The sequence below is a fragment of the Bradyrhizobium sp. genome (assembly GCF_049519115.1).
Classification (GTDB): Bacteria; Pseudomonadota; Alphaproteobacteria; order Rhizobiales; family Xanthobacteraceae; genus Bradyrhizobium.
Genome location: NZ_JBEKRB010000001.1, coordinates 132,768 through 147,119 on the forward strand (window position 1 = coordinate 132,768; position 14,352 = coordinate 147,119).

Annotated in this window: 14 protein-coding genes; 2 read left to right on the forward strand and 12 right to left on the reverse strand. The window is 61.3% G+C overall.

What is annotated here, in order from left to right; all coding sequences use genetic code 11:
* Window positions 1-18: 18 nt before the first annotated feature.
* From ABSE61_RS00695 to ABSE61_RS00705, 3 genes are read right to left on the reverse strand one after another with little or no spacing between them, the layout of a single operon-like run.
* A complete protein-coding gene (locus tag ABSE61_RS00695; protein WP_423869129.1) occupies window positions 19-1,140 on the reverse strand; it encodes an ABC transporter permease in 1,122 nt (373 codons plus the stop codon).
* Complete coding sequence (locus ABSE61_RS00700) at window positions 1,140-2,066, reverse strand: ABC transporter permease (protein ID WP_423869130.1); 927 nt, start codon at window positions 2,064-2,066, stop codon at window positions 1,140-1,142. Before ABSE61_RS00700 ends, ABSE61_RS00695 begins: the two co-directional genes overlap by 1 nt.
* A complete protein-coding gene (locus tag ABSE61_RS00705) occupies window positions 2,056-2,856 on the reverse strand; it encodes an ABC transporter ATP-binding protein (RefSeq protein ID WP_423869131.1) in 801 nt (266 codons plus the stop codon). The genes ABSE61_RS00700 and ABSE61_RS00705 overlap by 11 nt, the downstream gene beginning before the upstream one ends.
* A gap of 309 nt (window positions 2,857-3,165) precedes the next feature.
* On the opposite strand from ABSE61_RS00705, the gene ABSE61_RS00710 reads away from it, so the two are divergent.
* On the forward strand, window positions 3,166-4,041 hold the full coding sequence (locus ABSE61_RS00710) for an FAD binding domain-containing protein (protein ID WP_423869132.1): 876 nt from the start codon (window positions 3,166-3,168) through the stop codon (window positions 4,039-4,041).
* Window positions 4,042-4,059: 18 nt separating this feature from the next.
* Here the strand turns inward: ABSE61_RS00710 and ABSE61_RS00715 are convergent, their stop codons facing one another.
* The 9 genes from ABSE61_RS00715 to rutR form a co-directional block, all read right to left on the reverse strand.
* Complete coding sequence (locus ABSE61_RS00715) at window positions 4,060-4,878, reverse strand: ABC transporter ATP-binding protein (RefSeq protein ID WP_423869133.1); 819 nt, start codon at window positions 4,876-4,878, stop codon at window positions 4,060-4,062.
* An 11-nt stretch (window positions 4,879-4,889) separates the two neighbouring features.
* Window positions 4,890-5,690, reverse strand: coding sequence for an ABC transporter permease (locus ABSE61_RS00720; RefSeq protein ID WP_423869134.1), 801 nt, complete (start codon window positions 5,688-5,690; stop codon window positions 4,890-4,892).
* A 36-nt stretch (window positions 5,691-5,726) separates the two neighbouring features.
* On the reverse strand, window positions 5,727-6,737 hold the full coding sequence (locus ABSE61_RS00725) for an ABC transporter substrate-binding protein (RefSeq protein ID WP_423869135.1): 1,011 nt from the start codon (window positions 6,735-6,737) through the stop codon (window positions 5,727-5,729).
* A gap of 35 nt (window positions 6,738-6,772) precedes the next feature.
* Window positions 6,773-8,092, reverse strand: coding sequence for a CmpA/NrtA family ABC transporter substrate-binding protein (locus ABSE61_RS00730; RefSeq protein ID WP_423869136.1), 1,320 nt, complete (start codon window positions 8,090-8,092; stop codon window positions 6,773-6,775).
* Window positions 8,093-8,171: 79 nt separating this feature from the next.
* Window positions 8,172-8,957, reverse strand: a complete 786-nt coding sequence (gene rutD, locus ABSE61_RS00735; RefSeq protein ID WP_423869137.1) for a pyrimidine utilization protein D — start codon at window positions 8,955-8,957, stop codon at window positions 8,172-8,174.
* A 19-nt stretch (window positions 8,958-8,976) separates the two neighbouring features.
* The gene (gene rutC, locus ABSE61_RS00740; RefSeq protein WP_423869138.1) at window positions 8,977-9,366 is read right to left on the reverse strand and encodes a pyrimidine utilization protein C; all 390 of its coding nucleotides are present in this window, start codon (window positions 9,364-9,366) and stop codon (window positions 8,977-8,979) included.
* A gap of 7 nt (window positions 9,367-9,373) precedes the next feature.
* Complete coding sequence (gene rutB, locus ABSE61_RS00745) at window positions 9,374-10,111, reverse strand: pyrimidine utilization protein B (RefSeq protein ID WP_423869139.1); 738 nt, start codon at window positions 10,109-10,111, stop codon at window positions 9,374-9,376.
* Complete coding sequence (gene rutA / locus ABSE61_RS00750) at window positions 10,111-11,190, reverse strand: pyrimidine utilization protein A (RefSeq protein WP_423869140.1); 1,080 nt, start codon at window positions 11,188-11,190, stop codon at window positions 10,111-10,113. Before rutA ends, rutB begins: the two co-directional genes overlap by 1 nt.
* A gap of 242 nt (window positions 11,191-11,432) precedes the next feature.
* Window positions 11,433-12,155: an HTH-type transcriptional regulator RutR gene (rutR, locus tag ABSE61_RS00755; protein WP_423869141.1), complete on the reverse strand. Its 723-nt coding sequence runs from the start codon at window positions 12,153-12,155 to the stop codon at window positions 11,433-11,435.
* A gap of 420 nt (window positions 12,156-12,575) precedes the next feature.
* Here rutR and ABSE61_RS00760 point away from each other — a divergent pair, with 420 nt between their 5' ends.
* On the forward strand, window positions 12,576-14,258 hold the full coding sequence (locus ABSE61_RS00760; protein ID WP_423869142.1) for a methyl-accepting chemotaxis protein: 1,683 nt from the start codon (window positions 12,576-12,578) through the stop codon (window positions 14,256-14,258).
* Window positions 14,259-14,352 lie beyond the last annotated feature (94 nt).

Below are 14,352 nucleotides of genomic sequence, written 5' to 3' on the forward strand. Positions count from 1 at the left end.
TCAAAGGACCTTGCCGACCTAGGTCCGGTACGATGGATGCCAGAAAGTTGTCGCGCGTTCGGCGAGCGTGACACATCCGTAGAAAGCCATTCCGGCAAGGGCCGCGAGTGCGATCTCCGCCCAGACCATGTCGATTGCCATGCGTCCGGCCTCGGTGGAGATGCGAAATCCGATCCCTTGCGTCGGTGTTCCGAAAAACTCTGCAACGATCGCGCCAATCAGCGCAAGCGTCGCGTTGATCTTGAGCGCGTTGAAAATAAAGGGCAACGCCGCCGGCAAGTAAAGCTTGGTCAGGCTCTGCCTTGGGCTGGCGGCGTAGGAGCGCATCAGGTCGCGCTCGATATGGCCGGAGGCCGACAGGCCCGCGATGGCGTTCACCAGCATCGGGAAGAAGGTGACCAGCACCACCACGGCCGCCTTGGAAGGCCAGTCGAAGCCGAACCACATCACCATGATGGGGGCGACGCCCACCAGCGGCAGCGCTGAAAAGAAATTGCCGAGCGGCAGCAGGCCGCGGGCCAGGAAGTGATAGCGATGCGCCAGGATTGCGACCGCAAGCCCGGCGCCGCAGCCGATCACGTAACCGATCAAGACGCCCTTGATGAAGGTCTGGGTGAAGTCGCCGGCCAAGGTCGGCAGCGAGGAAAAAAAACGCGCGGCGGCCGCGCTCGGCGGCGGCAGCAGCACCGTCGGCACGCCGAGCCCGCGCACCGCGACTTCCCAGAGATAGAATGCGGTCGCGCCGAACAGGAGCGGCACCGCGAGGTTCACCGCTTGTTGCGCCCTACGCCGCAATTTCTGCAAGCCGGCGAGATTGACCAAAGTGAGCACGACCGAGAGCCATGATGCTAACACGATCATCCAGAATCCGGCCTGCGCTGAGCCTGCCACCGAGGCGTCGTTCAATAACGCGAGCGAAACCGCGGCCGTGAGCAGCGCCCCGGCAAGGCCGACGACGGTCGCGCGGTTATCCGCAAACCATGCCGCGAGCAGGAACAGAAGTCCTGCGGCGCCGGCGATTTCCTTCAAATACGGCCGCGCCATCATCGACAGTGCTTCCGGCGCGATCGGCAGTACGAAGGCCAGCGCGATGGCGCCGGTGGCGAGCAAAAATCCCAGCCGTAATTTGCGCGGGTCCATCAATGGGCCCCCATGCGTCTGTTGACGCCGCGCTCGATCAGGCCGACGATTCCAATCAGCGCGGAGGCCAGCACGGCAGCGGCGACCAGTGCGGCCCACAACTGGATGGTCTGGCCGTAATAGGAGCCGGATAACAGCCGCGCGCCGATACCGGCTTCTCCGCCGGTCGGCAATTCCGCAACGATCGCGCCGACCAGGGAGATCGTGATCGCGACTTTAAGGCTCGCAAACAGGTAAGGTACCCCGGACGGCCAGCGCAGTTTCCACAGCACCTGTCGCGAGGTCGCCGACCACGTCCGCATCAATTCGATCTGCAATGGATCGGGCGAGGTGAAGCCTTTCACCATGCCGATCGCGATCGGGAAAAAGCAGAGATACGCCGAGATGATCGACTTCGGCAAAAGGCCTTGCAGGCCGACCGCGCCCAGCACCACGATGAAGATCGGCGCCAAGGCCAGCACCGGCACCATCTGCGAACAGATGATCCAGGGTAGGAGACTTCGCTCCAGCACGCGGCTGTGTACGATCAGAAGCGCCAGGGCAATTCCGAACAACGCGCCGAGGATAAAGCCGAGCACGGTCGCCGACAGCGTGACGAGGGAGTGATAAATCAGGCTGCGCGGCGCCAGCGGCGGATAGCCGAACACGCCGTCGACAAAGGCGTTGATGACCTGATGTGGTGCGGGCAATAGCGGGCGCTCGGCATCCATGGTGCCGGCCAGAACGTCGCTGACGGTATAGGGCGTCTCCTCGCGCTCAAAGCCGTCGCGGACCAGCGTCCAGTTCATCGCGACGGCCGCGACATACCAGATCGCGATCAGCGCCAGCACCATGGTCGCGACCGGCACATAGCGTTCGACGATCGCGTTGCGAGCAGCAAAGAAGGTCGCTCGCCGCGCCGGTAGCGTTAACGAGCTACTCGTCATAGGAGTGTCCTGCGCGCAGGCCGTTGCGCACGCGCTGCGCGATCTTGAGGAACTCCGGCGTCTCGCGGATTTCCAGCGAACGATCGGCCGGGAAGTCGCAATCGATGACGTCGATAATGCGTCCGGGCCGCGGCGACATCACCACGATTTTGGTCGAGAGAAAAACCGCTTCGGGAATCGAATGGGTGACGAACAGCACGGTCTTTTCCGTCGACTTCCACAATTGCAACAATTGCTCGTTGAGATGATCGCGCACGATCTCATCCAGCGCGCCGAACGGCTCGTCCATCAACAGCATCGCGGGATCGAACGACAAAGCGCGCGCAATCGAGACCCGCTGCTGCATGCCACCGGACAATTGCCAGGGAAATTTGCGTTCGAAGCCTTTCAAATTGACCATTGCCATATAGCGCTCGGCGCGGATTTTTTGCTCGCTTTCCGAGAAGCCCATGATTTCCAGCGGCAGCTTGAGGTTCTTTTCGATGGTGCGCCAGGGAAACAGCGCCGGGGCCTGGAACACATAGCCATAGCTGCGGGCGAGCCGCGCATTCTCCGCGGTCATGCCGTTGACCAACAACGTGCCGGAGGTCGGCTGCTGCAAATCGGCGATCACCCGCAACATCGTGGTCTTGCCGCAGCCAGACGGGCCGATGAACGAGACGAACTCGCCCTCAGCGATTTGCAAGGAAACATTGGACAAAGCATCGACCGGGCCGTCCGCGGTCTCGAACCTCAGCGAGATCGCGTTCGCCTCGACCACCAGCCTTTTGGACACAGGCTCGGTGGACATCAAGTCAATACTCCTGACGGGTGCGGGCCGTGACATTCTTTCACCCGGGGAAGGGGCCGCTGGCGGGTCGCCGGCGATCGAAATGCTCTGTTTTGGCGATGCCATATCCGAAGTGTGGCAAATGCGGCTTCCGTAGGCGCGCACAATGTTTGCGCAGCCCGATAGAAAGTTGAGCAGCCTTTCGCTGGGTTTCGGCGCCATTTGCCCGCGGACACGCGCTCTTTTTTGACTTGCCTGAGTTGGCGACCGATAATCGTGCATGTTGCGTTCGCGAAGCGGGCGCGCATGCTCTGCCGCCGGACGCAAATTATGAAGTCTGCTCCATTCGAATACATCGCCGCCTCGTCCCTCGATGAAGCGCTGGCCCTCAAGGCCGAATATGGCGAGGAGGCGCGTTTTCTGGCCGGCGGGCAGAGCCTGATACCGGCGATGAACTTCCGCCTGGCCCGTCCGGCTGTGCTGATCGACATCAACCCGCTGTCCGAACTCGCCGGGATCGATTGCTCGGGCGGCGAGACGATAAGGGTCGGCGCCGTGACGCGATATCGGGCGCTGGAACGGGATGCAGCTTTCCTGAACGCTTGTCCATTGTTTGCCGACGCGCTGCCCCACATCGCCCATCCGCAGATCCGCAACCGCGGCACCATCGGCGGCAACCTTTCGCATGCGGACCCGGCTTCCGAATTGCCGGCGGTCGCAACCGCGATGCGGGCGCGCATGAAAATCAAGTCGGCACAGGGCGAGCGGGAACTGGCCGCATCCGAATTCTTCGTCGATCTGCTGACGACATGCCTTGAGCCGGAGGAAATGCTGGTCGAGATCGCTTTTCCCGCAAGCGCGCCGCGATCGGGAAGCTGCTTTATGGAGTTGGCGCGGCGGCGTGGCGATTTTGCACTCGCGGGCGTGGCGGCGATCGTCTCGCTCGATGAAGGCGGGAAATTCACGGATGTACGCCTCGCGCTGTGTGGTGTCGGCGGAACACCGGTCGACGCGAGTGAAGCTGCCACGTCGCTGATCGGGCAACGCTGCACGGACAAAGCGATCGAGACGGTTGCAGCAGAGGTAAAAAGCATGATCGCGCCGTCCGGCAACGTTCATGCGAGCGCCGACTACCAGCGCCACATCGCGGGCGTGCTGACGCGCCGGGCACTCGCGTCTGCGCATGAGCGGGTCGCTCACGCCTGATGAGGCGCAACGGCTGTCTCACGCCACACCCGCCGGTTTTTCCAGGTCGGCCCAGATTTTCGCGAAATATTCCTGAAACAGCGGATCGGTGCGCAACGCTGCCGGATCGCGACCCTCGCGCGGCAGGTTCACGACATGCAGCGCGCGCACGGTCGCAGGCCGCGCGCTCAGCACTAGCACGCGGTTGGCCATGGCGATGGCCTCGCCAATGTCGTGCGTAACCAGGATCGCGCTCTTGCCGCGCTCGGCGATGATGCGGGAGACGTCGGCCTGCATCAGCAACCGGGTCTGAAAGTCCAGCGCTGAAAACGGCTCGTCGAGCAGGACGACTTCGGGATCGAAAGCCAGCGTCCGCATGATCGCGACGCGCTGGCGCATGCCGCCGGATAACGCCGCCGGCTTGGTATGCTCAAAGCCGGCGAGGCCGTAGGTTTTTATGAGCTCCAATGCGATCTCGCGCGCGCGAGGCTTTGGGACTTTTCGGATTTCGAGCCCGAGCATGACATTGTCGAGCACGGTGCGCCATGGCAGCAGCAGATCCTTTTGCAGCATATAGCCGACATGGCCAGCCGCGTCGCCGACGCGTACGCCTCCGACGTCGACATGACCGGAGGTCGGCCGCAGCAGACCGGCAATGGCATTGAACAGCGTGGACTTGCCGCAGCCGGAGGGGCCGACGATGGCGAGGGTCTCACCCTGGTGCAATTCAAAATCTACCTTCCGGATTGCCTCCACGGGCTTGCCGTTGCCGTGAAAGGTCACGCCGATATTTTCGGCGCGCAGCACGACCGGCGCGGCATTCGTTTCACGAGCGAGAGTTGGTGCGGGTGCGTTCATCGGTGAATTGTTCAAGAGAGCAGGCGGCGTTCGATCAGGTCGATCGCGCCGTACATCAGAAGCGCAACCGCCATCAGTGTCGCAATGCCGACCCAGACCGCGTTGAGGTCGTACAGCACACCGGCGTAATAGATCATGTAGCCCAAGCCTTCCTTGGAGGCGATGTACTCGCCGACGACGGCGCCGATCAGAGCGAAGCCGACATTGAGTCGGAACGCCGCGACGATCCACGGCATCGCGCCCGGCACGATCACGGTGCGCCAGGTCTTCACGCGGGTCGCGCCCAGCGAGCGCAGCAGTTTGATCAAATCGGTATCGACCTGCTTGGCGCCTTGCAGGGCGGTGATCACAGCGACGATAAAGGTGATGATCGCGGCGATCGCGATCTTGGAGGAGATGCCGATACCGAACCAGACGATAATCAGCGGCGCCAGCGCGATTTTCGGCAAACCATTGAGCGCAACCAGATAGGGCCGCAGCACGGCGGCGCCGGTCGGCACCAGCCAGAGCGCAAGACCCGCCGCGCTGCCGAGAATCGTGCCGATCAAAAAGCCGGCGATGGCCTCCCACGCCGTCAGCGCGGCGTCCCGCAACAATTCGCCGTTGCCGATCAACGTGACCGCCTTGGCGGCGACGCCGCTCGGTTGACCGTAGATATAGACGGCGATCAGTCCGAAGCGGATCGCAAGCTCCCACGCTGCGAGCAGTGCTGCCAGCAGCGCGATTTGAAGCAGCGCAATCCGAACGGCCGGCGGCAGCCCGGTCCGTGTGCCGCCCGTCAGCGTGGGTTGTTCGGCGTCGATTGTCACCACGTCATGATCCTCGCGAAGAAGATTGGTTCGCCGTCATCACGCCAGACCAAATTGCTTGGTCGCTTGCGCGGCGAACTTGTTCTCGACCATCTGGGCATAGGGGAGGGGAGACTTCACCGCGCCGCCGCCCTGTTCAAGCTGCATCGCGCGGTCCCATTCCTCTTCCGAGATGGTCGGATTGCGCGGGATCGCGGTTTTCGATCCGAAGAAGTTCTTGGTCGCGTTTTCAACCACCGACGGCGTGACCTTCGGGAAGTATTTTTCGGCCACTTCGGTGAAGACCGCGTTGTTCTCGTGCATAAGCTTCTGGGCTTCAGCGATCGCGTTACAGAACCCCTGAACAGCCGCGGGGTTGCTGTCGATCGTCTCCTCCGTCGCCATGGCGGTGGTAAAACATAGCGAGCCGATCACGTCGCCGAAGGACAACACCGGCACGAGGCCGAATTGTTCCGCGGCAATGCTGACGTCCCACTCAAAGGCCGTTGCGATATCAGCCCGTCCGTCTTTCACGGCGGCCGCCTGTGCGCCCGGCGGAAGCTCCATGAAAGTGACGCCGGCTTCCTTCGGATCGAACTTGCCGACGGTCTTGATCGCAAAGGTCGGGACTTGAATCGTCGAGGAGGGAAACTTGAGGGTGGCAATGGTCTTGCCGCGCAGGTCGTCGATGGTCTTGATGGTGCTGTCGGCGCGCGCGATGCCCCACATCGAAACGCCACCAACGATTTTAGCGATGTTCTTGATCTTGCCGCCTTCGCGGACCGCGTTGACGGACATCCCGGGGCTGGTCACGCCGATCTGGCCGCGTCCCGATAGCAAAATCGGAACGGGAAGCGCGATACCGCCCGCTGTCGTGAGATCAACGTCGAGGCCATGCTTGGCAAACAGGCCCTTGTCGGCCGCGACATAGAGCGAATTATACATGCCGAGCCGAAGCGCCTCGGCGACGGCGAATTTAGTACCTGCCGCGAAAGCGGGAGTGCGCGCCAACGCGAGCGGCGCGGCCGCACCGAGGACCGAGTATTTCATGAGATCGCGTCTGTTGATCACGTCCTTAGTCCTTTTTTGTTCGCGTCCAACGTCGTTTAAGTCCGGCGCAACGATTTCAGATAGGCTTCCGGCTTGTCGGAATCGAATTCGCTGCCGAGGATGATTTCCTTGCCGAAACCGACCGGCGGCGGCGTGACACCGCTCTCCCGCAGGATCGTGGCGGCGTTTGTCGCCAGCATGACCTGCTCGGCGAGCTTCTTGTAGTCGATGTCTTCTTTGAGGATGTCCCAGCGCCGCAACTGCGTCATCAGCCAGACGGCGGCCGCATAATGTGGAAACGGTTGATAGTCGACGCGCCGGGCATCTTCCTTCACCTCGCCGAGCCCGTCGGCGTAGCGGCCGGTGATCACCTGCTCGATGACGGGTTCAGGCGCATTGAGGTACTGCGGCTGCGCGAGAACCTTTGCCATGCCGGGCCGGTTAATCCGGTCCGAGACATGCAAACTCGCCGAGACGATCGCGCGATAGAACGCCATGAAGGTGTTTGGATGTTGGGTGATCCAGCTTTCCGCCGCGGTGACCGAACAGCAGGGATGGCCGTCCCAGATCTCCTTCGATATCAGGTGGATGAAGCCGGCGCCTTCATAGACGGCGCGCTGACCGCCCGGTTCGCCACCGAAGAAGCCGTCGATGCTGCCGACCCGCAAATTCGAGACATATTCGGTCGGGGGCACCACGCGGTAGGCGACGTCCTTGTCCGGGTCGAGGCCATGCGCGGCGAGATAGTTGCGCAGCTGCATGGCCTGATGACTTTGATCGAACGGGACCGCGAAGGTGAACCCCTTCCAGTTTTTGGGATCGCGGTTGTCCTTGTGCTTGTTGGCAAGCACGAGCGAATTGCCGTTTTGATTGAGAATGGTCAGAACCTTGATCGACTGCGCGTTGCCGCCGAGGCCCGCGCTCATGGTCAGCGCAACGGGCATCACCTGCTGCGATACATCGAGTTCGCCGTTGATCATCTTGTCACGGATCAACGCAATGCCTGCGACCTTCTGCAGCGACACCTCAAGCCCTTGCGCGGCGTAGCTGCCCAACTGCTCACCGTAGATCAGAGGCGCCGCACAAGTGATCGGCAGAAAACCGACATTCAGTTTGGTTTTCTCCAGCGGCTTCTTCTCTTGCGCGATCGCCTTCAACGTCTCGATCGGCAGCAGCGCGGACAACGAGCCGAGCAGGACGGCTGCGCCGACCTGGTTCAGCAGGGTTCTGCGCAGGACGGAATCGGGAAACAGGCCATGCAGCAACGCGGTCTCGACGCCGTCCGAAATCGCGTCCCCTGCAGACAGCCTGGATGTCGGCTTGCAACAGGGGCAAGTGGCCTGGAGCAGCTTCCCGTCATGATCACGGCTTTTCATGTGTGAGGCGCTCCTGCCGGCTTTGCATCACGAGCAGATTGTGATCGAGGCGCACGAACTCGTATCGACGCGTGTTCGTTCACGCATGAACAGTCTCCGCCAGAAAGCGGGAGATGATGTCATTGAAGACCGCCGGGTTGGTCACGGAGTAACCGTGTCCACCCTCCGCCGTCACCGAAAGGTGGGAGCCGGGAATGGCGCGGGCGAGCGCTTCGGAACTCGTATAGGGAACGAGGACATCGTCGCGCGCGGCCGCGACCAATGTCGGCGTTCGGATCTGACCGAGCTTGCTGGACGGGTCAAACTTCAACAGCGCTCCGATCCGCTTGAGCAGGGTCTCCTTGCCCTGGAAATGCGCGATGCCATGGGCATCATCCTTGGCAATCGTGTCCGCATGCTGCGACAGCCACCAGGAGGGATAGATGAAGATCGGTTGGGCGCGGACATAGGCCTCGGGCCCGACGTGTTCGAGAAGCGCAAGGCGTGCTTCAAAGCAGCGCCGCGTATGCCGGTCGACCACAGGCCATGCGTTGATGAGAAGCAGGCTGTCGAGGCGATCCGGACAGCGTAGCGCCAAGTCTAACCCGACCAATCCGCCGAGCGCATGGCCCATGAAATGGCATTTGCTTACGCCGGCCTGATCCAGGATGGAAACGACATCGTCGCCCATATGGGAGATCGTGTAGTTGTCGGGCAAATGCTCTTTGTTCGCGCCGGTGCCGCGTTGATCGTAGGAGATGACACGGTAGCGGGCCGCAAGCATGTCGTATTGCGGCCGCCAGAAACCACCCATGCCGCCGAGGCCGGCCGACAAGACAATTGTCGCGGCCTCGGGTTCAGAACGGCCAAAACTCTCGTACTTCACGCGTTCACCTCGTCGCGCTTTATTTTTTGCCGATATGCGCGAAGGTCGCGATTTCAACGAGCGCGTCGGGCTTCACCAGGCCGCATTGGATGCAGTAACGGGCCGGTTTGTCGCCCGGAAAGAACTCCGCGTAGACCTTGTTGACGGCGCCATAGTTCGCCCAATCCGTGATGAAGATCGAGTTGAACGTGACGTCGTCCATCGTGCCGCCGGCGGTCTCGACGACCGACTTGATCGTGGTGAGGATATGCTTGGTCTGCGCCGCGGCGTCGCCGACGTGCACGACGTTGTTGTCCTTGTCGAACGCCAGCGTGCCGGAGACATAAAGGACGCCATCGGCGAGCGTTCCGGGCGAGTAGGGGGCGAGCGGTTTTCCAGTGCCGGGCGGCAGAACGATCTTCTTGGGCATGATGACCTCAGTTGTTTGCAGGTGGAGTTTGCGATACCGCGCCGCAGAAGTCGGCGACGGTTGAGACCCAGCCGAAGAACTTCTCGATGTTATAGAGAGAGGCTTCCTGGATGAAGGCGGGGCCGAGATGATGCGTCGCATCCTTGAGCACGACGCCGAAATATTCGAGATGAAACGCATCCCGCAGCGAGGATTCCACGCAAACATTGGTCGCAACGCCGACGAACACCAGCGTTCGAATGCCGCGGGCGCGCAGGACGCTGTCGATATTGGTGTTGAAGAAGCCGCTGTAGCGCGTCTTCGGTATGACCACATCGCCGGGCTGGGGCACCAACTCGTCGACGATGGCATAGTCCCAGGTGCCCTTGGCGAGCAGCGTGCCGGCAAGTTCGGGCCGCGCCCGCATGGTCTTCAGCGCATTCGACTTGTGCCAGTTCGGTGAGCCCGGCGTGCCGGCTTCGAGATAGTCCTTGTCCCAGCCGTTCTGGAAAAAGATGACGGCGATGCCGGCGGCGCGCGCCGCATCGAGAACCTTCTTGGTTTGAGCGACGGCGGCCGCCGCACCACTGACATCGAAGCCGGCGATGTCGACATAGCCGCCTTCGGTGGCGTAGGCGTTCTGCATATCGACCACGATGACCGCCGTCTCGCTCGCCTTCAGCGTCAACGGCTCCGGGCTTGCGGGCAGCGAAACAAGCTCGCTGTCAGCTGGCGGCTGATAGCCTGTGCGAACCTGACTGCCCATCAGACAGCTTCCTTTGTTTTGAGATGGCTGCGCGACTTCATCAAGGGCTGGATCCGTTCGCCGAAATTCTCGACGCCTTTGACGAAATCGTCGAAGGTGAGCAGAACGCCTTCCGCGCCGGGCACGGTCGCAACCTCGTCCAGCATGCGGGCGACGTTGGCGTAGGATCCGACCAGCGTGCCCATGTTGAGATTCACGGCTGACGCCGAATCCGCCAGCTGGCGAACGTTGGTGTCGGCACTCTTGTCGACGCCGGATTGCTCCTGGAGCCAGGCGATCGCTTCCTGGTCGGCACCTTCCTTGTACAAATTCCACTTTGCGCGTGCGGCTTCATCGGTTTCATCGGCGATGATCATGAACAACGCATAGGATGTGACGTGACGGCCGTACTTTTTGTTGGCTTCGAGCAGCTTCTCCGCCGTCGGCGCAAAGGCGGTTGGTGTGTTGACGCCCTTGCCGAGGCAGAAATTATAGTCGGCATATTTGGCGGAGAACGCCATGCCGGCTTCGCTTTGGCCGGCGCAGATGATCTTGATCTCGGCCTGCGGCTTCGGACTGACCCGGCAGTCTTCCATCTGGAAGAAGTCGCTCTTTCGGCTCGAGGTGCCCGTCGCCCAGAGATCGCGCATGATCTGCACGTATTCGGACAGCATATCGTACCGCCGTTTGAAAAAATCGTCGCCGGGCCAGAGACCCATTTGGGAGTATTCGGGCCGCTGCCATCCGGTGATGAGATTGAGACCAAACCGGCCGTGTGAAATGGAATCGATGGTGGACGTCATGCGCGCCGCAATAGCCGGCGGCACGGTCAACGTCGCCGACGTCGCAAACAGCTTGATCTTGGTCGTCACGGCAGCAAGCCCTGCCATCAGCGTGAACGATTCAAGATTGTGATCCCAGAATTCGGTCTTGCCGCCGAAACCCCTCAGCTTGATCATCGAAAGCGCGAAATCGAAATCGTACTTCTCGGCCTTCTGGACGATCTCCTTGTTCAGGTCGAAGGACGGCATGTATTGCGGCGACGTGCTGGAGAGAAGCCAACCGTTATTCCCGATCGGGATGAAGACACCAATTTGCATGGTCGTTCTCGCGTTTTTAAGGGGCCGATGGGCCGGAACTAACGCATTGCCTAGCAGGCTTCGTGCCACATCCAATTCAGCAATAATTTTCAATCCCTTGCAAGACCGTGATCGGACCACTCAGTCTTTTTCGGACCAACTGGTCCGTTTTTGTCGGCGCTTTGCCACGTTCCTGAGCAACATGCTGCCCGTTCTGAGGTCAGGCTTTGTCAGGCCGGCCGACAGAATAACCAAACTCCCTCTCAAGACGAGCGGATTTTGATTCCGCTCAATATGATCCGCTGCACGTTCAACGTTGCCTCTTCGAAGAACGCCTTGTCCGTCAGGCGCTTCTCCAGGATGGCATGAACCTGGGCCGAGAAGTCCGCGTAATGCTGCGTCGTCGACCAGATCGAGAAAATCAGATGATAGGGGTCCACGGGTGCGATCTTGCCGGCGTCGATCCAGGCCTGAATGACGGCTGCCTTCTCACTCACGAGCCGTTTGAGGGAGGTGCGCAGCTCCTTGCCGAGCAGAGGCGCGCCTTGAACGATCTCGATGCAAAACAGGCGCGAGGCTTCGGGATATTTGCGCGAAAATTCCATTTTTCGCCGGATATAATCGCTCAATGACTTGATCGGATCGCCCTCGACGTCGAGCGCGAGCATCGGCGCGAGCCACTCCGTCAGCAGGTTCTGCAGGGCTGCGACATAGACGTCTTCCTTGGTCGGGAAGTAGTAAAACAGATTGGTTTTGGAGACGTCGGCGGCTTCCGCGATCTGGTCGACGGTGGTTCCGTGCAATCCGTATCGGGCAAACAGCTCAAGCGCCGCGTCGAAGATGGCGATCCGCTTGTTCTCAAGCCGCTGTTGGCGGCGCGGCGTTTGGTCTGACGCCGCCGTGGCCGTCCGCTTTCGATCCGTGCGGCTTCGGGTGCCTGCAGACCGAGCCTCTCTGCGCTCTCGCTTTAACCTGACGGATTTCATGCTGCCTATCTAGTTAGCGAATGCGGGCCTGCCCGTCACGAACAAAAGCAGCCAGCGATTGAGATGTATCTGTCGCCCGCTCGAGCCTTGTTGGACAAAGCGGGCCTTCCAAGGCTTGCCCGCAAAGCTCGCCTGCAAAACTCTCTCGAAAGTTTTCGCACCTCTCGAAGCGGCGCGGAGAATCGTTTCGCTTCGCCAATACACCTTTTGGTTTTCAAAAATTATTACACCATTTTTGCGAGCGAATTTGCATGCGGAGAAATCTATGAGTGACTGCGCGCAGCGGTAGAATTATGGGTTTTTGCGGCCGCCGCCTTGCGCTGGCCATCTTGGTTAAGCCGCCGCTAAGGAATTTCAAGCTATCGTGAGCGAAGCCATTCAGATCGGCGATTTTTTTGTCCTTATTTTGGAGACGTCTCGATGCTGCGCAATATGACCATTGCCCCCAAGCTCGGCATTCTGGTGGGTGCAACGCTGCTTGGTCTTTGCGTGGCCTGCGGAATCGCCAGCTACCTGATGCAGCAGGAAATGTTCAACGCGCGGGTCGACCAGACCAAAGCCATTGTCACCATGGCCAAGAACATGGCGGGCGAATTGAAGCGGCAGGTCGATGCCGGTGAGATGACCAAGGACCAGGCGATGGCGATGTTCCGCAAGCTTGGCAACGCCATGACTTATGACAACGGCTCCGGCTATCTGTTCGCCACCGGCTATGACGGCATCACCCAGTTGGCGCCCGATCCCAAGCAGGTCGGCATCAACCGCATGGACGTCGTGACCAACGGCCGGAAGCTCTCCCAGGAATTGATGGATGGCGCCCGCGCCAAGGGCGAGATCCTGTTGCCTTATGAATACGTCAAGCCCGGCCAGGAGACGCCGATCCGCAAGATCGGCTATGCGGTCGCCGTTCCCGGCTTGGATATGTTCATGGGCACCGGCGCCTATCTCGACGACCTCGATGCCAAGCTCCGGCCGATCGTGTGGACGCTCGGCCTTTCCACCGTCGGCATCGGCCTGTTCTCGGGCCTCATTGCCTGGTTCATCGGCCGCGGCATTAGCCGTCCGCTCAATTCGCTCGGCGCCCGGATGGAAGGGATCGCCAATGGCGAACTCGACAATGACATCCCCGGCGCCGGCCGCGGCGACGAAGTCGGCAAGATGGCCAAGACCGTGCAAGTCTTCAAGGACAATGCACTGCGCATGCGCGGGCTTGAAAAGTCGGAGGCCGAAACCCGCGAGCGGACGGCAGCCGAACGTCGCGCGGCGATGGAGAGCCTTGCAGGCGACTTCGAACGCAGCGTCAACGGCATCGTCCGTTCGGTCTCGACGGCTGCGACCAGCATGCAGACGACGGCGCAGTCGATGACGGCGACCGCCAGCGACGCCAGCGCGCGCGCGGCCAATGTCAGCGCAGCCTCGCAAAGCGCTTCCGGCAATGTCGGCACCGTTGCCGCCGCCGCCGAGGAGCTGTCGAGCTCGGTTGCCGAAATCTCGCGCCAGGTCAGCCGTTCCACCGAAATCGCGAGCCAGGCGGTGACCGATGCCGAGCGCACCAATGCGACCGTGCAGGTGCTTTCAACCGGCGCGGAAAAAATCGGCGAGGTGGTGAAGCTGATCCATTCGATCGCTGCGCAAACCAACCTGCTCGCGCTCAACGCCACGATCGAAGCGGCGCGCGCCGGCGAGTCCGGCCGCGGCTTTGCAGTGGTCGCCTCGGAAGTGAAGGCGCTCGCCAACCAGACCGCGAAGGCCACCGAAGAAATCTCCGGCCAGGTCGAGGCGATGCAGCAATCGACCAACGATGCGGTGACCGCCATCAACGGCATCTCGCGGACGATCGCGCAGATGAGCGAGATCACGACCTCGATCTCCACCGCGATGGAGCAGCAGGGCGATGCAACGCGCGAGATCGCCCGCAACATCCAGTCGGCAGCGGCCGGCTCCAGCGAGATCAGCACTCATATCGGCGGCGTCACCACCGCGGCGGCCGCTACCGGCACCGCGGCCTCCGAGGTGCTGGAGAATGCGCGCCAGCTCGACACGCAATCCGGCATGCTGCGCAGCGCGGTCGATGGCTTCCTCGCCAAGGTGCGCGCGGCTTAAAGATACAAAAAGCTACGCGCGGGCTTCAACCCAGCCATTGCCGGAATTGCGGATTGCTGCCACTTTACATCGGTCACATCGACGGTAGAGGCGA

Excerpts from the sequence above, each read along its gene's own strand:
- ABSE61_RS00695 (WP_423869129.1), bottom strand. The coding sequence starts at position 1,140 with ATGGACCCGCGCAAATTACGGCTGGGATTTTTGCTCGCCACCGGCGCC.
- ABSE61_RS00700 (WP_423869130.1), bottom strand. The coding sequence starts at position 2,066 with ATGACGAGTAGCTCGTTAACGCTACCGGCGCGGCGAGCGACCTTCTTT.
- ABSE61_RS00705 (WP_423869131.1), bottom strand. The coding sequence starts at position 2,856 with ATGTCCACCGAGCCTGTGTCCAAAAGGCTGGTGGTCGAGGCGAACGCG.
- ABSE61_RS00710 (WP_423869132.1), top strand. The coding sequence starts at position 3,166 with ATGAAGTCTGCTCCATTCGAATACATCGCCGCCTCGTCCCTCGATGAA.
- ABSE61_RS00715 (WP_423869133.1), bottom strand. The coding sequence starts at position 4,878 with ATGAACGCACCCGCACCAACTCTCGCTCGTGAAACGAATGCCGCGCCG.
- ABSE61_RS00730 (WP_423869136.1), bottom strand. The coding sequence starts at position 8,092 with ATGAAAAGCCGTGATCATGACGGGAAGCTGCTCCAGGCCACTTGCCCC.
- rutC (WP_423869138.1), bottom strand. The coding sequence starts at position 9,366 with ATGCCCAAGAAGATCGTTCTGCCGCCCGGCACTGGAAAACCGCTCGCC.
- rutB (WP_423869139.1), bottom strand. The coding sequence starts at position 10,111 with ATGGGCAGTCAGGTTCGCACAGGCTATCAGCCGCCAGCTGACAGCGAG.
- rutA (WP_423869140.1), bottom strand. The coding sequence starts at position 11,190 with ATGCAAATTGGTGTCTTCATCCCGATCGGGAATAACGGTTGGCTTCTC.
- rutR (WP_423869141.1), bottom strand. The coding sequence starts at position 12,155 with ATGAAATCCGTCAGGTTAAAGCGAGAGCGCAGAGAGGCTCGGTCTGCA.
- ABSE61_RS00760 (WP_423869142.1), top strand. The coding sequence starts at position 12,576 with ATGCTGCGCAATATGACCATTGCCCCCAAGCTCGGCATTCTGGTGGGT.